Source organism: Bradyrhizobium sp. sBnM-33, assembly GCF_032917945.1.
Taxonomy (GTDB): Bacteria; Pseudomonadota; Alphaproteobacteria; order Rhizobiales; family Xanthobacteraceae; genus Bradyrhizobium.
This window is the reverse complement of record NZ_CP136624.1, coordinates 8,040,502-8,064,379: the sequence shown is the minus strand read 5'-3', so window position 1 is coordinate 8,064,379 and position 23,878 is coordinate 8,040,502. Positions and strand designations below refer to the sequence as shown.

Sequence of the window (23,878 nt, the reverse complement as noted above, 5' to 3'; positions counted from 1 at the left end):
CCTTGCGGGGGGAGGGCTGGGGAGAGGGGTAAGCCGCGCACTCGAACGAAGAGACCAAACCACTGCGTTCCGCGGTGTGCAATTGCAGGAGCCGTGAACTCTTCGGCAACTCAGCGCGACCAACTTCCCGGATTGCGGATGGCCTGGTGAAGCGATGACGATGACCTCGACCCACTCAAAATTTTCCAAAAGCCTGGTGCTGGTCGCCGCCATGGCGATCTTCGCGTTTCTTGGTGTCCCCAAAACGAACGTCAGCGCCCAGGATCGCTCCCCGGTGATCGATCTTAGCTCTGCCAACGCGGAGATGAATGCCGCGATCGCAAAGGGACGGGCCACACTACCGACGTTCTGGGCCTCCTACGACGCGCCAAAACCGTCGGAGACCGGTCACTCCCTCAAGGTGCGCTTTCCGAATCCGAAAAATAATGGCGAGCACATCTGGATGGTCGATGTGAAGAAGATCGCGGACGGCCGTTATTCGGGGAGGTTCGGCAATGTGCCGCGCGATTTGCCGGGCAGGCGGGCAGGGGACGTAGCCGAGTTCAAGGAAGCCGACATCTCGGACTGGATGTTCATGCGGAACGGAAAGATCGTCGGCGGCGAGACCATCCGGCCGCTTTTGAAATCATTGCCGAAGGCCGACGCCGATGCCCTTCGCGCGAGGCTGGAAAACCCTTAAGGGACGCTCATGCATTGGGCCCGGGTTGCCCTGCCGCGCCTCGGCTGATACCTAGCCGCCATGGCTGAAAAACCCAAAAAATCCCAGAAACTGAAGGCGCGGCTGCCGCGCGGGCTGGAAGATCGTGGCCCGGCTGCGATTGCCGCCACGCGCCAGATGGTCGAGAAAATCCGCGAGGTCTACGAGCGCTACGGTTTTGAGCCGGTGGAAACGCCGGCAATGGAGTTCACCGACGCGCTCGGCAAATTCCTGCCCGACCAGGATCGGCCGAATGAGGGCGTGTTTTCGTTCCAGGACGACGACGAGCAGTGGATTTCGTTGCGCTATGATCTGACGGCGCCGCTGGCGCGCTATGTGGCGGAGAATTTCGACGCGTTGCCGAAGCCTTATCGCAGCTACCGTGCGGGTTACGTCTATCGCAACGAAAAGCCGGGTCCCGGCCGCTTCCGCCAGTTCATGCAGTTCGATGCAGATACCGTCGGCTCCGCCTCGCCGGCGGCGGACGCCGAGATGTGCATGATGGCTGCGGACACGATGGAAGCGCTGGGCATTCCGCGCGGCTCCTATGTGGTGAAGGTGAATAATCGCAAGGTGCTTGATGGTGTGAGAGACGCGCTTGGCATCGCCGATGACGGACAATGGCTGACGGTGATGCGCGCGATCGACAAGCTTGATCGGCTCGGCATTTCCGGCGTGCAGCAATTGTTGGGCGAGGGTCGCAAGGACGAGTCGGGTGACTTTACCAAAGGCGCCGGGCTGAAGCCTGATGACATCGCATTAGTCGTAGGTGCGATCGAACAAGGCGCACAAATTGATGCGAGGCTGCGCGATAGCAAGATCGGACAGGAAGGCCGCGACGAGCTCGATGCGATCAGCAAATTGGTGACGGCGTCGGGCTATGGGGCGGATCGTATCGTGATCGATCCTTCTGTTGTGCGCGGCCTCGAATATTACACCGGTCCCGTTTACGAGGCCGAACTCACCCTCGAAACCAAGGACGAGAAAGGTCGCCCAGTGCGCTTCGGCTCGGTTGGCGGCGGTGGCCGCTACGATGGTCTCGTCTCGCGTTTCCGCGGCGAGCTGGTGCCGGCGACGGGTTTCTCCATAGGCGTGTCGCGGTTGCAGGTGGCGCTGACGATGCTGGGCAAGCTCGACACCAGGCCCGAGTTCGGACCGGTTGTGGTCACCGTGTTCGATCGCGATCGTGTCGCCGACTACCAGAAGATGGTTGCCGAGCTTCGCAATGCGAACATCCGCGCCGAGCTCTATCTCGGCAACCCAAAAAACATGGGTAACCAGCTCAAATATGCCGACCGTCGCAACTCGCCCTGCGTCATCATCCAGGGTTCGGATGAGAAGGCGCGCAGCGAAATCCAGATCAAGGATCTGATCGAGGGCGCGAAGGCCGCCGCCGCCATCGCTTCCAATCAGGAATGGCGCGAGACCCGCCCGGCGCAGTTTTCCTGCGCTGAGAGCGAGATCGTTGCAAAAGTGCGCGAGGTGCTGTCGCGCCATGACGTGAAGTGGGGATAGCTGATTTCGTCATACGCGGGCTTGACCCGCGTGTCCATGTTCAAAATGATGGATTGCCGGGCGCAGACAAAGTTACGTAGTCTGCGTGGGCAGACTACTATGCCCGGCAATAGTGGTTTGGCGAGTAAGCAAAAAAAGGGAGCATTACCAATGCCTGAGATTACTGTGAGCATGGCTGCTGGCCGCACCGACGAGCAGAAGGCCGGCATGATGCGCGACATCACCCAGGCGCTGGTCAAGAATCTCGGGGTCGATGCCGATGCGGTCGTGATCCAGATCAACGAAGCGCCATTGGCCCACAAAATGAAGGGCGGCAAGACCTTTGTGGAGCGCGCCGCGGCGGCTGCGGAAGCGAAGAAGTAGCGCGGTCTCTTCCTTCTCCCCTTGTGGGAGAAGGTGGCGCGGACGCAGTCCGCGACGGATGAGGGGTTTCTATCCGTGGAGAGAAGACCCCTCACCCGTCTTCGCTTCGCGAAGCCACCCTCTCCCACAAGAGGAGAGGGAAAGAAAGTCATTCCCATGGACGCACGCGACTTCATTAAAATCGGCATGAGCGCGGAACGGACGCTGGTTGTGCCGCCCGAGCGCACCGTCGGGCATTTCGTGCCTGATATGCCGATGGTCTATGCGACGCCGATGATGATCCTGGAAATGGAGATGGCGGCGAGCGACGCCATCCGTAGCCATCTTCAGCCCGGCTGGATCACGGTTGGCACCGAAGTCGACATCCGCCACCTCGGCGCGTCGCTGGTTGGTGCGACGGTGCGCGTTACGGGAAAGGTCGCAGCAGTCGAGCGCCGCGTGATCCGCTTTGAGGTCGAAGCCTTCGAGGGCCAACGCAAGATCGGCGACGGCCGCCATGCCCGCGGCCTCGTCAATGTCGAGACGTTTACAAAAAGACTTGCGGGGAAGTAGCGGCTTGCTCGGAGCCGTAGGGTGGGCAAAGCATAGCGTGCCCACCATCCGGCACCGTGCTTGCGGTGGTGGGCACCGCCTTCATTGAGCTACGGCGGACAAGTCGCTTTGCCCACCCTACGGCGACTACGAACTACTTCGCCAATTCCTTCGAGCGCTTCGTTGCCGCGGCGATCGCGCGGATCATCAGCGGCTGCAGGCCGTCCTTGGCCATCAGCACCTCGAGGGCGGCCGCGGTGGTGCCGCCGGGCGAGGTGACGTTCTGACGCAGCGTGGCCGAAGCAAGGTCCGAGCGGTACAGCAATTCGCCGGAGCCCGCGACGGTCTCGCGCGCGAGCTTTGTCGCAAGCTCCACCGGCAGGCCGGCCTCGACGCCGGCGCGTGCGAGTTCTTCGGCGAGCAGGAACACGTAGGCCGGGCCGGAGCCGGATACGGCGGTCACCGCATCCATCAGGCTTTCGTCCTCGACCCACTCGACCGAGCCGGTGGCGCGCAGCAGCGCATCGGCCGTGGCGCGCTGCGCGGCGCTGACATTTTTTGCTGATACTGCAACTGTGATGCCGCGGCCGATCGCGGCCGGCGTGTTCGGCATCGCGCGAACCACCACGTCGCCGCAGACTTCTTCAAGTGCCGCAATCGTCGTGCCTGCCATGATCGAGACGACGAGCGTCTTCGCTCCGACGAGGGACTTCAGCGCCGGCCCCGCTTCGCGGAACGTCTGCGGCTTCACCGCCATCACCAGCGTATCGACCGTGCCGGCGTCCTTGGGGTTGAGGCGGATACCTTTGGCGACGAGGGCCTTGATCTCGTCGGACGGGTGAGGCTCGACGACAATCACGCGGTTCGCATCGAGACCGCCGGCCAGCCAGCCGGTCAGCATCGCTCCGCCCATCTTGCCCGCGCCGGCCAGCGCGATGGTGCCGTGGAGGTTTTGAAGTGCGTTGGTGGTACTCATAGGCGTCACCACAAGTGCAAGGGTCGTCCCCGCGAACGCGGGGACCCATAACCACAGGCGGTTCTAGTGGATCAAGATATCTGCAACAAGCGCCGTCCTGCATAATTGGCGCCACGGCGTATGGGTCCCCGCGTTCGTGGCGACGACATCCAGTGTGCGGAGGCGGCCGCGACGATGGAAAGGCCTAAGCCTCGCCCTCGGTATCGAACATGGCGGCGCTCATGGCTTCCGTGGCGGTCTTGCCGGCCCAGACCACGAACTGGAACGCGGGGTAATAGCGCTCGCAGGCGTGGATGGCGCCGGCCAGCATGACCTCGCATTGCGCGGTCGAGGCGCTCAGCCCGCCCGGCAGCACCAGCGCTTGCCGGTACATGATCATGCCGGTGTGGGTCCAGATGTCGAAATGGCCGACCCATAATTGTTCGTTGATCGCCGCGATCAGCCGCTGCACTTCCGCGCGGCGTGCGGGGGGAATCTTCATATCGAAGGCGGAGGCCAGGTGCAGTGCCTCGATCTCCGCCATCCAGGTGAAGGAGAGCTGGTAGTCGGTCCAGTTCCCTTTGGAGGCGATCGTGACTTCGTCTTCGCCGGAGCGCTCGAACGCCCAGTTGTTATCTGCGGCAATATCCTCGACCACCGCGAGCGGGTTGTTCCGGGAATCAAAATTGCTTTCGAGGAGGGACATGCCGTCTCGACCCTGTTTCTTGAATTCTTCTGATACGCACGCGGAGCACGGCGCGCGTTGAACTGATGCGCCGCCGCCGGCTGCAATCCCCCGATCGCGGATCGTCCCGGGGCCTGCCGAGCTCAAGTGATGTGATTTGCGGAATCCGCGCAACTGACCCCTGAGTCCGTCCACAGGCCAAAGCGGCGTCGTCCACAGTTGAACGCGGTCAAAAGGATTAATTTGAGAACAAACCGGAATCGGATTCGAGCGCCGCGGAGTCCGGTGCGCCGGAGGAAATTGGGCAGATCTGCCACAATGGTTAATTTGTGGTTAATTCTCGGGACGACATCAAGCCGTGTCGCTGCTAGCACCCACGGGCCGGGAAAGGACCGGCGGAAGCGCTTTGGTCTTATCTCTCGCGCGCAGCCAGCGGACACGCCTCAATCGTTGTTCCGAGCTGCGCGCCTTCGATCTCGACGCACGGTCGCGAAGCATCCACCCGCAGACCATACCGTTCCAGCAATGTCTCGCGGATCGGCTTGCCGCGCGTGTGCAATTCCCATGCGCCGCCCGGCAGTGGATTGTTCAGCGCGGTGCGAATGCGGCGGTCGAACTCGCCGTCAGGCATGATGGGCATGGCAATGTCGGCGATCTGATAAAACCGCGACTGCGGCGGCAGCAGTGGTGCGACATAGGCCAGCGGCTTGTCGAGAAGGAAATAGAGCGCCGGCTGCTCAAGCAGCTTCGAGATCGTTGGGTTGTACGGATCGGACCAGGGGCGGCGGAACCAGTCGCCCGGTTGCGACCACAACGCCACGCATAACGCCGTCGCGACCATCATCGAATTGGCGGGCACCGCGGAGATCCGGCCCGACTGTGCCCCCGGCATCGCGGCCATGCAGCGCGCAATCAGCAGGACGATCAGCGGCGCGCATAACAGCTCCAGCACGATGGCGTAACGCTGAATCGCGAACAGCGCGAGCCATGTCGCATAGGAGACGGCGAAGAACAGCAGGAACTGGACATCGCGTCGGCTGAAAATCGTAGCGCGGGCGATGAGTGAGCGGCCGATGCCGAGCACGATCAACACCATCGCCACCGCAAATCGCGCATCGCGGAACGGATATTCCGAGCTCCTGTTGTCGCCGACCAGCCAGTAGAAGGGATAGGCCAGGGCATCGAGGAGACCCCGGGGCATGAACTGCCAGTCCATGATGTTCATCGGGACCAGTTCTTTTGACTGGAACACGGCATTGAAGAGCGGGAAAATCGGATTGCCCATCTCGCGCCAGAGCATCAGGCCCCAGGCGCCGCCGGTCGCGAGTGCGCCGATCAGCCCGCCAACTCCGAGACAGAGCGTTGCCAGCAGCGGCCGGGCCGCAACCAGCACGGCGGCAGCCGCGCCGAGCGCATAGACGACGTTGGTCAACTTCAGACCGACGGCCGCACCGATCAACAGCCCGGCCAGGATATAGCGCCCGTGATGCGATCCATTTGCCGACAGGATCAAGATACAGCCTGCAACAATCGGAAGCGCGGCGAGAATGTCGGAGAAGCTCGTGCCCACTTCCGAAAGCGTCATTGGTCCGACAGCGGCAATCAGGATCGCTGCGCCGATCGCGCTGGCTGTTGCCGCTTCCCGCAGCAGAACGCGGACGAGAAAATAGATGAGCAGCAGATTGAGGCCGTGCACCGCGCCGATGATCATCAGGCCGTAGGGTGGCGGCAGCAGATGGCGCAGATAGTAAACCGGGAAATAGACGGTCGGGTTGAAGTAGGCCTGAAAGCCGGCCGGCAAGGCATCGATGCCGTAGCGGCCGTTGATGACGGCCCAGACATTGTACTCGTGATAGTTTTGCCAATCCCAGTTGACGTCCTCGCCGGCAAACCAGGTGTAGATCGCGCCGGCCAGCAACGAGCCGAGCGCGATGGCCATCGGCACCAGAATATTGATCTGAAGGATTGGCGTTTGCCGGGCCCGATCCGCGGGCCTTGCAGCATCCGTGCCGACAACGTCAGCGGCGTGTGTCACGCTTGTTCCATTTGCGTCGCTCGGGCGATCTGGAGTTGGGCACGTGAGATACCTCTAGGTTGCCGGCTTTAAGGATTCGTGAATGTTTCGTCATCATCGGTACCTTCCGGATCGTTCGCAAATCGCGCGTTAACGCCCATTCGCTAGCGTCGCGGGGTCTTTCTCGTAGGATGAGTTCATGACCTCGCCGTTCGATGCCGCTTCGCTCCGCTCGCCATCGGGTTCGGCCGCGCGGGCAGAATTAGCGCCGATGCCGCTAATTCTGATCGGCGTTGTCTTTGCGATCGCCGTCGGGCTCAGGCAGATCATTCCCCTGAACACCGATGTGAGCTGGCTGCTCGTTATCGGCGAACGCATGCTGGACGGGCAGCAGCTCTACCGCGACATCATCGAGATCAACCCGCCGATGGCGCCCTTCGCCTATCTGCCCGGCGTGGCGCTGGCGCGTATTCTGGGCGTCGATGCGCGGCATGTGATCGATGCCCAGCTTCTCTTGCTTGCGGCTGCCTCCCTGTTTGCCGTGTGGCGCCTCCTGCGGCTCTCGCCAGCGATGGCCCCATGCATATCGGGAGCGTTTGCCGTGTGGGCGGCAGCCGTCGTGACGATCCTGCCGATGCACGTCTTTGCTCAGCGCGAGCACATCGCACTGCTGACCTTTCTTCCGGCGCTCGCCGTCTACGCGCTGCGCAGCAACCGCGAGCAGCTGCCGCTGTGGGCGATCCTGATCGCGGGCGTGGGTGCCGGCATTACGCTGGCGTTCAAGCCGTTCTTCACGGTGCCGGCGTTTCTATGCATCCTGTTTGCCGCTATCCGTTCGCGCTCGTGGCGCGTGCTGTTTGCGCCGGAAAATATCATCGCCGGTGTCATCGTGACGACGGTTAGTCTCGGAACCTACATCTTCTATTCGGAATACTTCACCATCACCTATCCGCTGGTTCGTGACACCTATTTGTCGTGGTCGATGCCGGCTTCGGTGATTTTCCTGAACGACGCAACCCTGATATCAGCGGTCGCGTTGGTTTCGGTATTGCTGGCACGGCAGAAGACGAAGCCCGATCCGGCCTTGTTGGTGGCGGTGCTTGCCTCAATCGGATTTGCCGCTTCGTTCTTCCTGCAGCGGCGCGGCTGGGCCTATCACTCCTATCCAATGGTCGCGGCTGCTTTACTCGCGATGGGGTACGCGCTGGCGGGTGCGGCCGATGCCGCATCGCGCTCGCGCCTTCGTGACGCGATTTCAGCGTCCGTGCTGGCGGCGACCTTCGTCGTCGGCATGCTCTGGTTCTATGCCAACGTGTATGTCGGCCCGGTCAGGCAAGCGGTCGAGGGTCTCAAGCCGCGTCCGCGGATACTGGTACTAAGCGGCGAGGCCGCCATCGGCCATCCGCTGGTGCGCGATATCAATGGCGTCTGGGTTTCCCGTCAGGAGAATCTCTGGATCCGCGAGTTCGTGCGGCTGACGCGCGAAAGGACAACCGTCGATGCGGCCGCCGATGCCAAGCTCAACGATTATCTAGCGCTGGAACGCAAATGGTTGATCGAGGATTTCAAAAAACTACCGCCCGACATCGTCCTGGTCGACAATCTGCGCAATGAGTGGGGCGCCTGGGCGCGCGCCGACGTCGAAGTGTCGCAGTTACTCAAGCCGTACTCGCTGGTGCGGACGGTCGAGGGCATCGACATCCTGCGCCGGAACGATTGACCGTTCTGGCGCCGGTTACTTTTGCGATACGCCGATGATGAAGGTGTATGGCACGCGCGAGTAATCGTCGCGAATCGCGAGGTTCACTTTTCCAAACGCGCGGCGAAGCACCCGGTCGTAACCATCGCGGTCGCGGACGAATTCGCCGCGGTCATTGTCGAGCAGCCATTTGGCGACGCGAGACTGCCCTTCGCGATAGCAGCCGTCCAGCGTGAACAGGACGCCGTCTTCCTTGAGGACGTCGCGGATGTCGGCAAGCGTGGCCTGCAAGCCATCGTCGCCGATGTGATGCAGCACGCCGTTCATCATGACGACGTCGGCGCCGGCGAATTCGCGGGCGGCTGCGGCGTCGAAATGGCGGCAATGAAACGTGCCGAGATGGCCGAACGACCGCCTCGCATAGGCGATATAGGCCTCGTAGATGTCGAAGCCGGTATATTCAATATCTTCGGGCAGATGGCGCAGGATATGGCCGGGCCCACATCCGATGTCGATCATCCGCATTCCCGGCCGCAACGTCAGGTAATCGGCGATCGCCTTGATGCGGGCGCCAAAGAATCCGCCGGCGTTCTGGTAGGCCTGGTAAAGCGCGGGATGGTTCAGGATCGCCTTCATCAGGAGGCCTCGTCGTAGGCGTGGCTGCGCGGCTTCGGCCCCGATTGGGCCAGCAAGGTCTTGAACGTCGCTTTTTCGACGTGATCCTCGCCGTCGCTCGCATGGTGCGGCAGCCGCCCACGACGGTGGATATGCGAGATCACGAACAGCGGGCGGTTCTTGGACTGGATATAGATGCGTCCGACATATTCCCCGATCAGCCCGAGCACGAGGAGCTGGACTGACGAAATCATCACGACCAGTAGCGTCAAACTGGTCCAGCCAGGCACGGTGCCCGACAGGATCCAGCTGATGACGGCGCCGATGCCGACAAAGGTGAGAACGGTTGTCAGGAGTGCACCGACATAGGTCGCGATCCGCAACGGCACCATCGAAAAGCTGATCAGCGCGTCGGCGGCAAAGCCGATCATTTTCGCCAGCGGGTATTTGGTTGAGCCGGCGAAGCGCGGATTGCGGTCGTACTCGTAGGCGACCTGCTTGTAGCCGAGCCAGGCCACCATCCCTCGGATGAAGCGGTCATGCTCCGGCATCTGCACGAGCTGGTCGGAGATGCGGCGGCTCATCAGCCGGAAGTCGCCAGTATCGACCGGGATATGAACGCGCGTGATCCTGGCGAGCAGGCGATAGAAGGCTTTGGCCGATTTCTTCTTGAAGCGGGTTTCGCCGGCGCGGCTGCGGCGCAGGCCGTAGACGACATCGGCGCTTTCGCGCGCCATCATCTCGTACATCGGCGTCAGCAATTCCGGCGGATCCTGCAGGTCGGCATCGATCACCAGCACCAGATCGCCGCGCACGGTGGAAAGCCCGGCCGTCAGCGCCAGTTGGTGTCCGTGATTACGGGAAAGCCGGACCGCGACGACATTGCGGTCTTCCGCCGAGAGCTGGTTGATCAGCTTCCAGGTGTGGTCGGTCGAGCCGTCATCGACCAGGATCAGCTCGAACCGCTGGCCGCACAGCGCGCGCGCGGCTGAAGTCATCTGGTGGTGAAATTCGCGCAAGCCGTCTTCTTCGTTGTAGCAAGGTACAACGATGGACAGAAACATCTTGCCGGGGCGCGGCGTCCCGTCCTGAATTTCCATGGGTTTGGCAGCCTGTCCGGCAATGATATCGGTTCGAAGTGCTGCCTGCGATAATCGATGAAGCCCGGTTAATTGTTCATCAATTTTTAGACCTGCCGCGCTACGATTCGTCGAAGCCGGCTGCGGCTAAATTAATCAAATGTTTAGGCGCTATCTAAACGTTGCGTCACGATGAGTGCCGGCCCCGCGCGCCGCCGCTCGACCGCCGCCTTTTTCGGAAACCAGGATCGCCTACATGGACAAGGCTGAATTTGATCGCTTTGCCGACGCCTATTACGAGCAGCATCGCGAGAATGTGGCGGTCACCGGCGAGGGCCCGGAATACTTCGCCGAATACAAGATCAGGCAGCTCCGGCAGATCGTCGATCGTGAGCAGATCGGCGTCTCGCAGATCTGCGATTTCGGCTCAGGGATCGGCAATTCGATTCCGTTCTTTCGAAAGTATTTTCCGGACGCTGCCCTGACATCGTCCGACGTCTCGGAGCGCAGCCTCACGCTGGGCAAGGAGCGTTACCCCGGCAATGGCAACTATGTTCTGATCGAGGACAGTCGCATTCCCTGCGAAGCCGGCGCGTTCGATGTTGCCTTCTCCGCTTGCGTGTTCCATCACATCCCCCACGAGGAGCATGTGACCTGGCTGAAGGAGCTGCGCCGGATCACGCGGCCGGGCGGCCTGATCGCGATCTTCGAGCACAATCCGCTGAACCCGCTGACGGTTCATGCGGTGAACACCTGCCCGTTCGACGAGAACGCCAGGCTGATTTTTGCGCGTAGCCTGGCGAAGCGATTGAGTGCCGCGGGATGGGCGTCGCCTCGCGTTCAATACAATCTGTTTTTCCCGCGCGGCCTCGCGCGGTTGCGCCCGCTCGAGGCCGGCCTTGCCTGGCTCCCGTTCGGTGCGCAATATGTAGCCTTCGCACGAAAGACGTAGCCACGGGCGGCGGACCCTTACTCCGGCTTGCGGACGCCAACCGCGGCAAGGCGGGCGCAGCGATGAGTGCGCCGGCGAGCTTGAGGAAATTCCGACGAAGAATTTTCATGTCGAGCGTTCCCCTGTTCTTAGCAAACCTATCTCAATTGCCACGACTTGAGTAAGGACAGCGATCCGGCAGGCCACATGCCCTGTTTCGGCGGCATAGGGACATGCCGTTTGCCCATGCCAAAGACGCTTGCTGACGCCCCGGCCTTGGTCATATTCTGAAGAAAGGTCGTCCATTCCGGGCGGCCGATGTTCTCAGGGCGGGGTGAAAGTCCCCACCGGCGGTAAGGGTGACGTAGCCCAAGCCCGCGAGCGCCTTCTTTTCTCTCGAGAAGAAGGGTCAGCAGATTCGGTGTGATTCCGAAGCCGACGGTTATAGTCCGGATGAAAGAGAACGGTTTGCGGCGGCCTCGCACCTTTGCGCGTGGGTCGGCGTCGTTCCGTATGCCCTGATTCTGGTCCTGAAAGAGGAAAGCCATGAATCAGATGTTGCAAGAGCCTGAAGTCCAATCCCAAACAGCCGAAGCCCATCACGTTCCTGACGTGCCCGAGCGTCCGCCGGCGCCGGTGCATCCGCGTTTCGTCAAGCCGCAGCGCATCGCCTTCGTGCAGTCGTCATGGCACCGCGACGTGGTCGAGGAATGCCGCATTGCCTTCCTCGAAGAGATCGAGGCGCGCCATATCACGCGCGCGCAGGTCGATCTGTTCGAGGTGCCGGGCTCGTTCGAGATCCCCTTGCATGCGCAACTGCTCGCCAAGACGCGGCGTTACACCGCGATCGTGGCCGCCGGCCTCGTGGTCGACGGCGGCATCTATCGCCATGAATTCGTCGCCGACACCGTGATCAAGGCGCTGATGGACGTGCAGCTCAGGACCGAGGTGCCGGTATTCTCGGCGGTGCTGACGCCGCAGCAATTCCATGAAAGCGCCGTGCACCACGAATTCTTCCGCAAGCATTTCGTCATCAAGGGCATCGAGGTCGCGGAAGCCTGCGCCAACACGCTGCACAGCCTGGAGCGGCTGCGCGGCCAAGTGGCAGCGGGGATTGGGGGGTAACAAGTCCCGTCATTGCGAGGAACGAAATGACGAAGCAATCTATCTACTTGTGGTTCGATGGATTGCTTCGCGGAGCCTGTCATCGGGTGTGCATTTGCGCGACCTGTTGGCTCGCAATGACGAATGCATTCTCAATTGGAGGCATCGATGGTCAACGCCGAAAGAGAATCTTCCGATTGGCTCGGCCTATCCGGCCGCGTTTGCGTGGTGACGGGCGGGGGAGGCGGGATCGGCCGCGCCGTTGCCCTCAGTTTTGCCCAGGCCGGCGCCCGGGTCGCGGCCATCGATCTCGATGAACGCGGGCTTGAGGTAACGCGCGCCGAACTCGCCAAGCTCGGCGCTGACCATGTCATCGCGCGTTGCGATACGACTGATGTCGAGAGCGTCACCGCTGCGGCCGCGATGATCGAGAAATCGCTGGCGTCGTGCGACGTGCTGGTCAACACCGCGGCGGTGCTGCGTCCCGGTGCGCTCGACACCTTGTCGCTTGCCGAATGGAATGCCGTTCTCACCGTCAACCTGACCGGCTACTTCCTCTGCGCGCAGGTGTTCGGCCGGCAGATGCGCGCGCATGGCCGCGGCAGCCTGGTTCACGTCGCCTCGATCGCCGGCAGCAATGCGCAGGGGCAGAGCGGCGCCTACAGCGTCAGCAAGGCCGGCGTAATCATGCTCTCGCAGCAACTCGCCAACGAGTGGGGACCGCATGGCATCCGCAGCAATGTCGTCAGTCCCGGCATGGTGATCACGCCGATGAGTCAGGCGTTCTACGATACACCGGGCGTCACCGAACGCCGCGCCGCCGTCGTGCCGTTGCGGCGGGTCGGCATGCCGCAGGATATGGCCGATGCGATATTGTTTCTCGCCAGCGATCGCGCGTCCTATGTCAACGGCGAGGAGATCATGGTCGATGGCGGCTACGCCAATATGCTGATGAATTTGGTGCCGCGACCGGGATTTGAATAGCAAGGCGCCTGCTAAACCCTCATGGTGAGGAGGCGCTTTAGCGCCGTCTCGAACCATGCGGCCCCGCTAGTGCCATTCATCCTTCGAGACGCCGCGGAGCCTGTCATCGGGCGCGCGTTCGCGCGACCCGTTGGCTTGGCCCACCCTACGGACCTGCTTCAGTCGAACAGGCTCGACACCGATTCTTCCGACGCGGTGCGGCTGATCGCTTCGGCGATCAGGGGCGCGATCGACAGCGTGCGGATGTTGGCGGCCTTGTTGACCGCTTCCGTCGGAAGGATCGAGTCGGTGATGACGAGCTCTTTCAGCTTCGACGAGGCGATGCGCGCGGCAGCGCCGCCTGAGAGCACGCCGTGGCTGATATAGGCGTAGACTTCCTTGGCGCCGTTGGCGATCAGAGCGTCGGCCGCGTTCACCAGCGTGCCGCCGGAATCGACGATGTCGTCGATCAGGATGCAGGTGTAGCCGGCGCAGTCGCCGATCACGTTCATGACTTCGGATTCACCGGCGCGCTCGCGGCGCTTGTCGATGATGGCGAGCGGCGTGTTGATGCGCTTGGCCAGTCCGCGGGCGCGCACGACGCCGCCGACGTCGGGCGACACCACCATCACATTGCCGAGGTCGAAGCGCTCCTTGATGTCGCGCACCATCACCGGCGAAGCGTAGAGATTGTCGGTCGGGATGTCGAAGAAGCCCTGGATCTGCCCGGCGTGCAAATCGAGCGTCATCACGCGGTCGACGCCGGCATGGGTGATCAGGTTGGCAACGAGTTTGGCCGAAATCGGCGAGCGCGACCCGACCTTTCGGTCCTGCCGCGCATAGCCGAAATAGGGAACCACCGCGGTGATGCGGCGGGCGGAGGCCCGGCGCAGCGCGTCGGTGATGATCAGGAGCTCCATCAGATGGTCATTGGCCGGAAACGACGTCGACTGGATGATGTAGACGTCCGAACCGCGGACGTTTTCCTGGATTTCGACGAAGATTTCCATGTCGGCGAAGCGCCGGACCACCGCCTTGGTCAGCGGCAGATGCAGCCAGTTGGCGATTTCCTGGGCCAGCGCGGGATTGGAATTACCGGCGACCAGCTTGATTGAGCCGTTTTTGGCCGCCATCAACGCTTCTCCTCGCGCCTTGCTGGATACGACGTTCAGCATATCGAGAAGTCCTCGGGAACCGGCGCGTTTTGGTGAGCGAGGAGATATCAGGCGGGCGGCTCGGCTGGCAACCCGTTGATGTCGTTTTCCCGGTCAAAAATCGGCCGATACGGGACTTTACAGGGCTGTTTATTGGGCGCTGAAACTGAGCGCCGTGACGCCGGCCGCATCCTGGGCGGGTACTGTTTCTTCGGCACTCGCGACCGCGGGACCGCGACGCTCCGGAGCCGGCGCAGGTCCTGCATCCGGGCTTCCGTTGATCATGCCGGACAGACCGCTGAGGCCGGCCTGCGCTATTTTCCGCAACACGAGGTCGTCGGCCGCCGCCCAGGCGTCGCGGCCAGCCTTGCCGGCGGGCTCTTCGCCGGAAAGTCGCAGCGCACGCTGCTGGTTGTTGTCATAGACGTCCCAGACCCAGGCAATCACGGTCTTGCCGCGAACCACCTGCGCCGAGAGATAGCTGCGCACGCGGTACGATGCTCCGCCCTCGCGCGAGACGATCGACAGGTTTCGGAGCTTCGATTCGCTATCGAGCACGCTGACCATTCGGTCGAACACCTGCGGCGGCGGACCATCGATCGATTCAAATGCCACGGTAGGACCGCCGCCCGCGCTCGGGGCCATCGCATACGAGCCGCTGGCCGCGCCGCCGCCGGCACAGCCACCGAGCGCACAAGAAATGACAAGCAGCGCCGCGGCCATCAAGGCGTGCGGGGCTCGCAGACACGAAGCAATCAAGGTGTTCCTCATTGCTCCCTGCGATATCGTTAAAATGTGTTAAGGTCTAGGGCAGCGCGTGGATAAGCTCGCCAAAAAAAGATGGCGGCCAGCTCGTCCGGTCTCTCCTTCTTGTTGCCAGAATTCTTCAACCGCGCGGGATGATCCATGCGAGCCTTTGGCCTCGACGCGAATTTCCTTTCGAGCAGTTGCCTGCGGCGCTCACCTACCTGAAAGCCGGCCGAGCGCGAGGCAAGGTGGTGCTGCGGTTGAAGTAGGAAATTACTCGCTCGCCAGCGCGATTGCGTGAACGTGGCGGCCGTAGTCCGGCTCTTTCCGGTGCACCGAACGACGGTAGCTGTAGAAGCGCTCGTCGGAATAGGTGTCGACACCGAGGTCGTCGATCATCAGGATGCCGGCGTTCTCCAGCCGCATGCGGATGAAGCCGGCGAGGTCGAACATCGAATGTCCTGATCGAACCGAGGGAATGAAGAACATTGCATTCTCGGCGTCGGCATCCATGAAGCGCTCCACGAATTCGCTGCCGACTTCGTAGGAGTGCTGGCGGATCAGGGGGCCGATGGCGGCGACGATGCCGGAGCGGTCGGCGCCGAGTTTTTCCATCGCCTCGATGGTGGATTCCAGCACGCCGGTCAGCGCGCCCTTCCAGCCGGCGTGTGCCGCGCCGATCACGCGGGCGCTGGCGTCGGCGAATAGGATCGGGCCGCAATCCGCGGCGGTAACGCTGATGGCGATGCCTACTGTGCGGGTGACGAGCGCGTCGGCGCGCGGCTTGTCGCGCTGCCATGGTCCGGTCGCGACCACGGCGTCGGGTGAATGGATCTGGTGCACGCTGAGAAGATGTTCGGGCGCAACGCCCATCCGCTCGGCCATCCGGCGGCGGTTTTCCGCGACATTGGCCGGATCGTCGTTGGACCCCAATCCGCCATTGAGTCCTTCGTAAATTCCACCTGATACCCCGCCCTCGCGGGTGAAGAACGCGTGGCGCAGCCCGGGAATGGCTGCGAGCAGCGACGATCCGAACGTCATGCTTTTTCGTCTCCCGGCACCGGCGGTTCGTCGCTGAGACCTGCGACTGAGGTGAGATTGGGTTCGGTAACCGCAAGTACCTTGAACATCGACCCCATGCCGCCGCGGCCGCTGTCGGTCAGGCGCTTGAGCGCGGCGGAAATGTCAGCGGAAACTTCCGGGGTGGTCTTTCCCATCAATGTAACGGCCCGGGTCTCGATGCCGAGCCGTTTGAGGAACTCGCCCTGCGTCACCGGGCCATGAACGCGCGCGCCGACGTCCTCCGCCGCGCGCGCCAGCGCCTGGAAATCGACATGGGCGGTGACGTCGGCCTGGCCTGGATTCTTCAAGGGATCGGCAAAGCTGTGGCGGGCGATCGCCTGGAAGGTGTCGCCGGCGTCACTGCGCAGATGGCCGTAATCGATGATCAGTGCAGCACCGTCGTGGTCGCGCACCCGCGCCGCGATCTTCATCATCTCGGTATCCGGCCGCCATTCGAACACGGCGCCGATCGGGGCCGCGCGCACCAGCGGCGGCAGCAGCACTTCGAAGCGCGGTATCGGGTCATCCGCGGCGGCGAATACCAGCTTGCCATTGGCGTCGAGGTTGACAACGCGCTCGTGCCAGCCGGTTTCGCGCTTGACCACCTGATGGATCGGCAGCACGTCGAAATATTCGTTGGCGAGAATGACCGCGGGGCCCTCGGGCACGTCGTCGATACTGTCGTGCCAGGTGATGTTGCGCGCGCCGGATAGCGTTGCCTGCTGCTTCTCGCGCAGCACCGGATTGATTTCGACGAGATGGATCTGGACCGATTGATAGAGCGGCGGCAGCACCCTGACAGCGCGGAGCGCGTCCGCCATCATGGTGCCGCGGCCCGGGCCGAGTTCGACCAGCCGCAGCATCGGCGGCGAACCGATCGCCTTCCAGACCGAGGCCGTCCATAGACCGAGCAGTTCGCCGAACATCTGGCTGACCTCGGGCGCGGTGGTGAAATCGCCCTCACGGCCCAATGGATCGCGCGACACGTAATAGCCGTGCTCGGGATGCATCAGGCACAGTTCCATGTACCGCCAGACCGGCATCGGTCCTGACGATCTGATCAGCTTGTGGATCTCCGACTGTAACGGCGAAAATTCGGTCACGGCCTGCCTTAAATCGACTTCTCTATATGCTGCGGCGTCTCGCAGCGCCATGCCACCATGACAAGGATGACGCCGGCAATGAGCATCGGTACCGACAACAGCATACCCATGGTCAGCCCGCCCCACAAAAATCCGAGTTGCGGGTCCGGTTCACGGAAGAATTCGCTGGTAATGCGCGCCAGCGCGTAGATCGCGATGAAGCTGCCGAGGATCAGGCCCGGCCGTTTCAACGCGCCCATCCGGACCATGACAGCCAGGATTGCAAACAGCAGGATGCCCTCGAGCGCCGCTTCGTAGAGCTGGCTAGGGTGGCGGAAAAGTTGAGACGGGTCATCGGGAAAGACCATTCTCCAGGGCACGCTGGAATCCGCCTCACGCCCCCACAATTCGCCTTTGATGAAGTTGGCGAGCCGCCCAAGGAATATTCCGATCGGAGCGACCGCGGTCGTGATGTCGCCAAGCGACAGGATGGAGATATTGTTCTTGACCGCAAACAGCATCACCGCGGCGACGCAGCCGAGAAAGCCGCCATGAAAGGACATGCCGCCTTCCCATAGTTTGAGAATGGCGATGGGGTTCTGCATGAAGAAGGCCGGGTTGTAGAACAGCACATAGCCGGTGCGGCCGCCGACGATGATGCCGATCGTGACCCAGAGAATGAAGTCGTCGAGCTGCACGGGTGCGATCGGCGCCGGTCCGCCCCATAATTTCTCTTTCCTGATTAGCGCGCGCGCATAGATCCATCCGAGCACGATGCCGCAGATATAGGCCAGCGCATACCATCGGATCGCGAACGGTCCGATCGAGATGGCGACGGGATCGATTTCCGGAAAGGTTATGCTGAGAAGGGGCATCGGGCGGGAGGTCTACTGCGCGAGGTTGCGGCGATAGAGCGCCAGCAGCCGCTCCCAGTGCCGCTCAGCAGCGTCGCGATGATAGACCGGCCGCTTCGGGAAGGCAAAGCCGTGATGGGTACCGGGATAGATCTCGACCTCGTTCTTCGTGCCTTCCATTGCCTGCTTCACCTTATCGATGATCTCCTGCGGCGCGTAGATGTCGGTCTCGGCGCAGGCGAAATAGAGTTCGGCCTTGGTCTTCGACGCGGCGAGATGCGGGCTGTCGGCCTGGTCGGTCGCGAGATGCGTCCCGTAAATGGACGCCGCCGCTTTCACGCGATTCGGAAAATGCGTCGCCGCGTTGACCGCGTAGCGGCCGCTCATGCAGTAGCCGACGGTGCCGACGATCTTCGTATTTGCGGCAGGTTGAGTCTCTGCATAAGCGAGCAGGGCCTTGGTGTCCTCCATCACCATGGGAATATTGATGGAGTTCATGAAGCCGAACATCCGCTTGCGCTCGGGCGCTTCCGGATCAGGCGGGATTGGCCCCAGCTCCATGACGCCGGAGCGGTAGTACAGGTTGGGCAGCATCACGTAATAGCCCGACGTGCCGAGCCGCCGCGCCATGTCGCGCAGTTCCTCGCGGATCGCCGGTGCGTCCATGCAAAAGATGATGACCGGGAAGGGGCCGCCGCGCTCGGGATGGGTAATGAAGGTCGTGGTCTTGCCGTCCTTGGTCGCAATATCGATCTGCTGGTCGAACATGGGCGCTTCTTTTTGCTTTGTGATTCTGGTGTCCGGCTGGGTATTCGATACGATTGCAAGGAAACTGCAGCATGACAAGGCGAGCGGCCGTCACGTTGGCGTTGAACCGCGCTCTTGAACGTTTCCCTTGGGATTGCCATTGTCTTGTCGTGACGAGCAATTTGCAGCGACCGGAGCGTTCCAGATGACCCAGACCAGCAATCGGTTTTTCGACGAGATCGGCCGTTTGATGAACGATGCTGCCGGCGCCGCCCAGGGCGTCAAGCGCGAGGTCGATACCGTCATGCGAAGCCAGGCCGAACGCATCCTGCGCGATCTCGATGTCGTCAAGCGCGAGGAGTTCGACGTGGTCAAGGATATGGCCCGCCTGGCGCGCGAGGAGAACGAGGCGCTGAAGAGCCGGATCGCGGCCTTGGAAGCCAAGCTCGGCATTTCGCCGGCCGCGCCGGATGCTGGCAGCATGGCGGACGGGTAGGGGATTTCACCCTCCCCTGGAGGGGGAGGGTCGGCACGGATCGAGCGAAGCGAGATGCGTGGCGGGGTGGGGTGACCTCTCCACTCGGGCACCGATCGAGAGGATAGACCGTCACCCCACCCCGCCACGCGCTTCGCGCGCGTCGACCCTCCCCTCCAGGGGAGGGTGCAAACCCAATAAAAATCCCTTCATTTCCTTGTCATTTCGCCCCTTTGGGGCTAAAAGCCCGCCACGTCCGCAGCCCCCGCACCCCTGGAGGCTTGCTGTGGGACGCCAACGGGCCGCGATGCGGCCTTTAACTTTTTAGAAAACAAGGACTTAGCACGATGGCGACCGTCAAGGAATTGAAGGCGACAGCGCGTCCGCAGAGCGGCAAGGGGGCCGCCCGGGCAGAGCGTCGCGCCGGGAGAGTGCCCGGAGTGATCTACGGCAACAATCAGCCCCCCGTGACCATCTCGGTCGACGACAAGGAATTGCGCCAGCGCATCCTGGCCGGCCGTTTCCTGACCACGATTTACGACATCGATCTCGAGGGCAAGAAGCACCGCGTGATTCCGCGCGACTTCCACCTCGATCCGGTGAAGGACTTCCCGCTGCATGTCGACTTCCTGCGGCTCGGCGAAGGCGCCACCATCCGCGTCAGCGTTCCGCTGCACGTCGTGAACGGCGAAACCTCGCCCGGTGTCAAGCGCGGCGGCACCGTCAACATCGTCACCCACACCATCGACCTCGAATGTTCGGTCGACAACATCCCGCAGTACCTCGAAGCCGATGTCGGCGCGCTGGAAATCAGCTACTCGCTGCATCTCTCCGACATCAAGCTCCCAACGGGCGTGAAGGCGCTCTCGCGCGAAGACGCGACGCTGGTGACCATCGTGCCGCCGTCCGGCTACGCCGAAGAACAGAAGGCTGCGGCGGCTGCCGCGGCTGCAGGCACGGCCGCTCCGGCGGCGGGTGCGGCTCCGGCTGCTGCTGCTGCGCCTGCAGCGGGAGCTGCCGCCCCGGCGGCTGGCGCTAAGGCGCCGGCTGGTGGCGACAAGAAGAAGTAAGCAGCGGCAGGATGCCGCGTCATGCGCCTGTTTGTTGGCCTAGGTAACCCCGGTTCGAAATACGCGAACAACCGGCACAACATCGGGTTCATGGCCGTTGATGAAATTGCGCGGCGTCACGGTTTCGCACCGTGGCGCCGCCGTTTTCAGGGCGAGACATCCGAAGGCACGCTCGATCGCGAGAAGGTCGTTCTGCTTCGGCCGACCACCTACATGAACGAGTCCGGGCGCGCGGTTCAGGAAGCGGTGAACTTTTTCAAGCTCGGCGCCTCCGACGTCACCGTATTTCAGGACGAGCTCGAACTGCCGCGGGCGAAAGTCCGCGTCAAGGTCGGCGGTGGTATCGCCGGCCACAACGGGCTGCGCTCGATCACCTCGCATATCGGCAACGAATATCGCCGCGTGCGGCTCGGGATTGGCCATCCCGGCGTCAAGGAGCTGGTGCACGGCCACGTGCTCTCGGATTTCGCTAAGAGCGACCGCGCCTGGGTGGAAGCCCTGTGCGCCGCCGTGGCCGAGAACGCGGGCTTGCTGGCGGCAGGGCACGACTCCTCGTTCCAGAACAAGGTGCATCTGGCGCTGCAGGCCAAGGGAATTTTCGACAAAGACGAGGATGGCGGGCCATAAGCTCACCTCGTCATCGCCGGACTTGATCCGGCGATCCATCCTCTCAACGAAGATGGATACGCGGGCCGTTGGGTGGGAAGACGGTGCTTCGCACCTTCTGCCCGCGTATGACGACCTCAATCAATTCACGCGCTGCGGGTTCGTGCGAAAGATCGGAAGCTGAAATGGGATTCAAATGCGGTATCGTTGGCCTGCCCAATGTCGGCAAGTCGACGCTGTTCAACGCGCTGACCGAGACGGCAGCGGCGCAGGCGGCTAATTATCCGTTCTGCACCATCGAGCCTAACGTCGGCGAAGTCGCCGTGCCTGATCCTAGGCTCGACAAGCTGTCGGCGATCGCAGGCTCGGCGCAGATCATTCCGACGCGACTGACCTTCGTCGATATCGCAGGGCTGGTGCGCGGCGCTTCGAAGGGCGAAGGCCTCGGCAACCAGTTCCTCGCCACCATCCGCGAGGTCGATGCGGTTGCGCATGTCGTGCGATGTTTCGAAGATTCCGACATCACCCATGTCGAAGGCAAGATCGCGCCGTTGGCCGACATCGAGACCATCGAGACCGAACTGATGCTCGCCGACCTCGACAGCCTGGAAAAGCGGGTCGACAATTTGGCCAAGAAGGCCAAGGGCAACGACAAGGAAGCCAAGGAAGCGCTCGACCTCGTTAACCGCGCGCTGGTGCTGCTGCGCGAGGGCAAACCGGCGCGGGCACTGGAGCGCAAGCCGGAGGAAGAGCGCGCCTTCGGCATGCTCGGCCTCTTGACCTCCAAGCCGGTGCTCTATGTCTGCAACGTCGAGGAAGGTTCGGCCAAGGAGGGCAACAGCTTCTCAAAACAGGTGTTCGAGCACGCCAAGAAGGAAGGCGCGGTCGCAGTGGTGATCTCGGCCAAGATCGAATCCGAGATTGCGACCCTGTCACGCGAGGAGCGCGCCGAGTTTCTCGAGACGCTCGGCCTGGAAGAGGCCGGCCTCGACCGCCTGATCCGCGCCGGCTACCAGTTGCTCGACCTCATCACCTATTTCACCGTGGGCCCGAAGGAAGCCCGCGCCTGGACCATCCACCGCGGCACCAAGGCGCCCGCCGCGGCCGGCGTGATCCATACCGATTTCGAAAAGGGCTTTATCCGGGCCGAGACCATCGCCTATGCCGATTACGTCGCGCTGAACGGCGAAGCCGGCGCCCGCGACGCCGGCAAGCTCAGGCTGGAAGGCAAGGAATATGTCGTCGCCGACGGCGACGTGATGCATTTCAGGTTTAATACCTGAGAAGTCGTAGCCCGGATGGAGCGAAGCGAAATCCGGGAACGAGAGCTGCCCCGGATTTCGCTGCGCTCTATCCGGGCTACGGCCGCGTATTGTGGGCTTACCGCATCCCGCCCTGATCTCGGATCGCGCCGAGATGCTCGTTGACGCGGAAGACGATCAGGATGAATTCAGCGGCAATGCGCGAAAACACCACACCGACTACGACGCCGGCGATCGAGGCCAACAGTAGGACAAATCCATAGAAGGGGCTGATTGCCATGATGGACAGGCTCGACAAAATGCCGGCGATGCCGAACAGCACGATCAAGCCGATGACCAGCCAGTAGAAAGTCTTGATGATCGTGGGCGTGATAAAGCGGTCCCACTGAAACAAATCCTGAAAATCGAACATCGACGGTTCTCCGGCGGGTCAAAAACCTTGTCCCAGACGGCACAGGGCTAGCCCCGAAAATTGCTTCGGGCAAGTCAGGGCGAGCGCCGGCGGCGGTACTCGCCCGTGGCGAACGAGCCATGCGGGTGGGCGGGTTGAGATTGCTGCAAATAACGGCCACAATCGGGCTTCCCCTCCACAATCCTCAATCCAAATCCTCAATCGATGACCACGCTGACCTTCGAAGACTTCACGCCAGGCCATTTCGGCACGTTCGGGCCGCGCCATGTCACGCGCGAGGAGATTTTGGCGTTCGCCGCCGAATATGATCCGCAACCAATGCATCTGGACGAGGCCGCCGCCAATGCGTCGATGCTGAAGGGGCTGTCCGGATCGGGCTGGCATCTCGGCTCGCTCATGATGCGAATGCTGTTCGATGGCTTTATCGGCCGTACCGCCTCGCTCGGCTCGCCCGGCGTTAACGAAATGCGCTGGCTGGCGCCGCTGCGCCCGGGCGATGACCTGACGCTGGATGTCGATGTTGCGGAGGCCAGGATTTCGAAGAGCCGGCCGGAGACCGGCATAGTGACCTTCAAGGGCACGATCCGCAACGCGGCCGAGGTCGTACTGTGTGAGATGGAGTCCCCGATCATCGTGCGCCGGCGCCTTGAAGCAGGAGCGGAGTAGCGATGCGTTTCTTCGAGGATATCGAGATCGGCGCGCGGCGCGAGTTTGGCTCGTTCACCTTCACGGCCGATGACATCAAGCGGTTTGCCGCGCAGTTCGATCCGCAGCGCTTTCACCTCGATGAAGAGGAGGGACGCAAATCCCTGTTCGGGGGGCTGGCGGCATCGGGCTGGCACGTCGCGGCCGTGTGCATGAAGCTCTTGGTCGCAGACGGCAAGCGATTGACGGCCGAGGCCGCCGCACGCGGTGAGAAGGTCGCGGTGTGGGGGCCGTCGCCGGGTTTTCGTGAACTGCGCTGGATCAGGCCAGTGCTGGCGGGCGATACCGTCCGCTTTTCCAACCAGGTCGAAACCAAGCGGACCTCGGAGAAACGTCCCGAATGGGGCATCCTGCAGGCCCGCAATACCGGCATCAACCAGCGTGACGAAGTCGTGTTCTCGTTCCTCGCCACCGCGTTCGTGCCGCGACGGAGTGCGGGTTAATTGTAGCCCGGATGGAGCCAACGGGTCGCGCGAACGCGCGGCCGATGACAGGCTCCGCGAAATCCGGGGCCGGTCTCACCGGGCATCACCGGCGTTCCCGGATTGCGC

At 62.5% G+C, this 23,878-nt stretch carries 26 protein-coding genes, 1 pseudogene and 1 riboswitch; of the genes and pseudogenes, 15 read left to right on the top strand and 12 right to left on the bottom strand.

What is annotated here, in order from left to right:
- Window positions 1-160 precede the first annotated feature (160 nt).
- The 4 genes and pseudogenes from RX328_RS37830 to RX328_RS37815 all read left to right on the top strand — a co-directional run bounded on the left by RX328_RS37830 (window position 161) and on the right by RX328_RS37815 (window position 3,127).
- Window positions 161-679, top strand: a complete 519-nt coding sequence (locus RX328_RS37830; protein WP_213248116.1) for a YegJ family protein — start codon at window positions 161-163, stop codon at window positions 677-679.
- 60 nt (window positions 680-739) lie between these two features.
- Window positions 740-2,090 (top strand): annotated as a pseudogene (gene hisS / locus RX328_RS37825) (histidine--tRNA ligase); the annotation flags it as partial.
- Window positions 2,091-2,362: 272 nt separating this feature from the next.
- Complete coding sequence (locus RX328_RS37820; RefSeq protein WP_213248120.1) at window positions 2,363-2,575, top strand: tautomerase family protein; 213 nt, start codon at window positions 2,363-2,365, stop codon at window positions 2,573-2,575.
- 156 nt (window positions 2,576-2,731) lie between these two features.
- The gene (locus tag RX328_RS37815) at window positions 2,732-3,127 is read left to right on the top strand and encodes a thioesterase family protein (RefSeq protein ID WP_213248122.1); all 396 of its coding nucleotides are present in this window, start codon (window positions 2,732-2,734) and stop codon (window positions 3,125-3,127) included.
- A 133-nt stretch (window positions 3,128-3,260) separates the two neighbouring features.
- Here the strand turns inward: RX328_RS37815 and proC are convergent, their stop codons facing one another.
- The 3 genes from proC to RX328_RS37800 all read right to left on the bottom strand — a co-directional run bounded on the left by proC (window position 3,261) and on the right by RX328_RS37800 (window position 6,781).
- Complete coding sequence (proC, locus tag RX328_RS37810) at window positions 3,261-4,082, bottom strand: pyrroline-5-carboxylate reductase (RefSeq protein ID WP_213248124.1); 822 nt, start codon at window positions 4,080-4,082, stop codon at window positions 3,261-3,263.
- 184 nt (window positions 4,083-4,266) lie between these two features.
- A complete protein-coding gene (locus RX328_RS37805) occupies window positions 4,267-4,767 on the bottom strand; it encodes a YbjN domain-containing protein (RefSeq protein ID WP_213248126.1) in 501 nt (166 codons plus the stop codon).
- A 391-nt stretch (window positions 4,768-5,158) separates the two neighbouring features.
- Window positions 5,159-6,781: a glycosyltransferase 87 family protein gene (locus RX328_RS37800; protein WP_312017957.1), complete on the bottom strand. Its 1,623-nt coding sequence runs from the start codon at window positions 6,779-6,781 to the stop codon at window positions 5,159-5,161.
- Window positions 6,782-6,959: 178 nt separating this feature from the next.
- On the opposite strand from RX328_RS37800, the gene RX328_RS37795 reads away from it, so the two are divergent.
- Window positions 6,960-8,480: a hypothetical protein gene (locus RX328_RS37795; protein ID WP_213248128.1), complete on the top strand. Its 1,521-nt coding sequence runs from the start codon at window positions 6,960-6,962 to the stop codon at window positions 8,478-8,480.
- Window positions 8,481-8,495: 15 nt separating this feature from the next.
- Here the strand turns inward: RX328_RS37795 and RX328_RS37790 are convergent, their stop codons facing one another.
- Together RX328_RS37790 and RX328_RS37785 are read right to left on the bottom strand one after the other, a co-directional pair.
- A complete protein-coding gene (locus tag RX328_RS37790) occupies window positions 8,496-9,095 on the bottom strand; it encodes a class I SAM-dependent methyltransferase (protein WP_213248130.1) in 600 nt (199 codons plus the stop codon).
- Window positions 9,095-10,138 carry a glycosyltransferase family 2 protein gene (locus RX328_RS37785; RefSeq protein WP_213248353.1) on the bottom strand — a complete coding sequence of 348 codons (1,044 nt, stop codon included), beginning with the start codon at window positions 10,136-10,138 and terminating at the stop codon, window positions 9,095-9,097. Before RX328_RS37785 ends, RX328_RS37790 begins: the two co-directional genes overlap by 1 nt.
- 271 nt (window positions 10,139-10,409) lie before the next feature.
- On the opposite strand from RX328_RS37785, the gene RX328_RS37780 reads away from it, so the two are divergent.
- The 3 genes from RX328_RS37780 to RX328_RS37770 all read left to right on the top strand — a co-directional run bounded on the left by RX328_RS37780 (window position 10,410) and on the right by RX328_RS37770 (window position 13,172).
- The gene (locus tag RX328_RS37780; RefSeq protein ID WP_213248132.1) at window positions 10,410-11,105 is read left to right on the top strand and encodes a class I SAM-dependent methyltransferase; all 696 of its coding nucleotides are present in this window, start codon (window positions 10,410-10,412) and stop codon (window positions 11,103-11,105) included.
- A 295-nt stretch (window positions 11,106-11,400) separates the two neighbouring features.
- Window positions 11,401-11,553, top strand: a riboswitch (FMN riboswitch).
- Window positions 11,554-11,630: 77 nt separating this feature from the next.
- The gene (locus RX328_RS37775) at window positions 11,631-12,209 is read left to right on the top strand and encodes a 6,7-dimethyl-8-ribityllumazine synthase (RefSeq protein WP_065743548.1); all 579 of its coding nucleotides are present in this window, start codon (window positions 11,631-11,633) and stop codon (window positions 12,207-12,209) included.
- Window positions 12,210-12,356: 147 nt separating this feature from the next.
- Window positions 12,357-13,172: an SDR family NAD(P)-dependent oxidoreductase gene (locus RX328_RS37770; protein ID WP_213248134.1), complete on the top strand. Its 816-nt coding sequence runs from the start codon at window positions 12,357-12,359 to the stop codon at window positions 13,170-13,172.
- 158 nt (window positions 13,173-13,330) lie between these two features.
- Here RX328_RS37770 and RX328_RS37765 read toward each other — a convergent pair whose 3' ends face one another.
- The gene (locus RX328_RS37765) at window positions 13,331-14,284 is read right to left on the bottom strand and encodes a ribose-phosphate pyrophosphokinase (protein ID WP_213248136.1); all 954 of its coding nucleotides are present in this window, start codon (window positions 14,282-14,284) and stop codon (window positions 13,331-13,333) included.
- 171 nt (window positions 14,285-14,455) lie between these two features.
- Window positions 14,456-15,076 (bottom strand): hypothetical protein, encoded by a 621-nt coding sequence (locus RX328_RS37760; protein ID WP_213248139.1) that lies wholly within the window; start codon window positions 15,074-15,076, stop codon window positions 14,456-14,458.
- Between the two features lie 128 nt (window positions 15,077-15,204).
- Here RX328_RS37760 and RX328_RS43990 point away from each other — a divergent pair, with 128 nt between their 5' ends.
- Window positions 15,205-15,321: a zinc-binding dehydrogenase gene (locus RX328_RS43990; protein ID WP_213248141.1), complete on the top strand. Its 117-nt coding sequence runs from the start codon at window positions 15,205-15,207 to the stop codon at window positions 15,319-15,321.
- 4 nt (window positions 15,322-15,325) lie between these two features.
- Here the strand turns inward: RX328_RS43990 and pgeF are convergent, their stop codons facing one another.
- Genes pgeF through RX328_RS37740 form a run of 4 tightly spaced genes read right to left on the bottom strand, consistent with a single transcriptional unit; the run spans window position 15,326 to window position 18,818 of the window.
- Window positions 15,326-16,093: a peptidoglycan editing factor PgeF gene (pgeF, locus tag RX328_RS37755; RefSeq protein WP_213248143.1), complete on the bottom strand. Its 768-nt coding sequence runs from the start codon at window positions 16,091-16,093 to the stop codon at window positions 15,326-15,328.
- On the bottom strand, window positions 16,090-17,217 hold the full coding sequence (locus RX328_RS37750) for a class I SAM-dependent methyltransferase (RefSeq protein ID WP_213248145.1): 1,128 nt from the start codon (window positions 17,215-17,217) through the stop codon (window positions 16,090-16,092). The genes pgeF and RX328_RS37750 overlap by 4 nt, the downstream gene beginning before the upstream one ends.
- An 8-nt stretch (window positions 17,218-17,225) precedes the next feature.
- Window positions 17,226-18,071 (bottom strand): prolipoprotein diacylglyceryl transferase, encoded by an 846-nt coding sequence (lgt, locus tag RX328_RS37745; protein WP_213248147.1) that lies wholly within the window; start codon window positions 18,069-18,071, stop codon window positions 17,226-17,228.
- Between the two features lie 12 nt (window positions 18,072-18,083).
- The gene (locus tag RX328_RS37740) at window positions 18,084-18,818 is read right to left on the bottom strand and encodes a dienelactone hydrolase family protein (protein ID WP_213248149.1); all 735 of its coding nucleotides are present in this window, start codon (window positions 18,816-18,818) and stop codon (window positions 18,084-18,086) included.
- Window positions 18,819-19,002: 184 nt separating this feature from the next.
- On the opposite strand from RX328_RS37740, the gene RX328_RS37735 reads away from it, so the two are divergent.
- The 4 genes from RX328_RS37735 to ychF all read left to right on the top strand — a co-directional run bounded on the left by RX328_RS37735 (window position 19,003) and on the right by ychF (window position 22,231).
- Window positions 19,003-19,293, top strand: a complete 291-nt coding sequence (locus RX328_RS37735) for an accessory factor UbiK family protein (protein ID WP_213248151.1) — start codon at window positions 19,003-19,005, stop codon at window positions 19,291-19,293.
- A gap of 326 nt (window positions 19,294-19,619) precedes the next feature.
- Window positions 19,620-20,342 (top strand): 50S ribosomal protein L25/general stress protein Ctc, encoded by a 723-nt coding sequence (locus tag RX328_RS37730; RefSeq protein ID WP_213248154.1) that lies wholly within the window; start codon window positions 19,620-19,622, stop codon window positions 20,340-20,342.
- A 21-nt stretch (window positions 20,343-20,363) separates the two neighbouring features.
- A complete protein-coding gene (pth, locus tag RX328_RS37725; protein WP_213248156.1) occupies window positions 20,364-20,969 on the top strand; it encodes an aminoacyl-tRNA hydrolase in 606 nt (201 codons plus the stop codon).
- 164 nt (window positions 20,970-21,133) lie between these two features.
- Window positions 21,134-22,231, top strand: coding sequence for a redox-regulated ATPase YchF (gene ychF / locus RX328_RS37720; RefSeq protein WP_213248158.1), 1,098 nt, complete (start codon window positions 21,134-21,136; stop codon window positions 22,229-22,231).
- A 97-nt stretch (window positions 22,232-22,328) separates the two neighbouring features.
- Here ychF and RX328_RS37715 read toward each other — a convergent pair whose 3' ends face one another.
- Complete coding sequence (locus RX328_RS37715; protein WP_213248160.1) at window positions 22,329-22,622, bottom strand: DUF4282 domain-containing protein; 294 nt, start codon at window positions 22,620-22,622, stop codon at window positions 22,329-22,331.
- A gap of 204 nt (window positions 22,623-22,826) precedes the next feature.
- On the opposite strand from RX328_RS37715, the gene RX328_RS37710 reads away from it, so the two are divergent.
- Window positions 22,827-23,288 (top strand): MaoC family dehydratase, encoded by a 462-nt coding sequence (locus RX328_RS37710; RefSeq protein ID WP_213248162.1) that lies wholly within the window; start codon window positions 22,827-22,829, stop codon window positions 23,286-23,288.
- A gap of 2 nt (window positions 23,289-23,290) precedes the next feature.
- A complete protein-coding gene (locus RX328_RS37705; protein ID WP_213248164.1) occupies window positions 23,291-23,770 on the top strand; it encodes a MaoC family dehydratase in 480 nt (159 codons plus the stop codon).
- Window positions 23,771-23,878 lie beyond the last annotated feature (108 nt).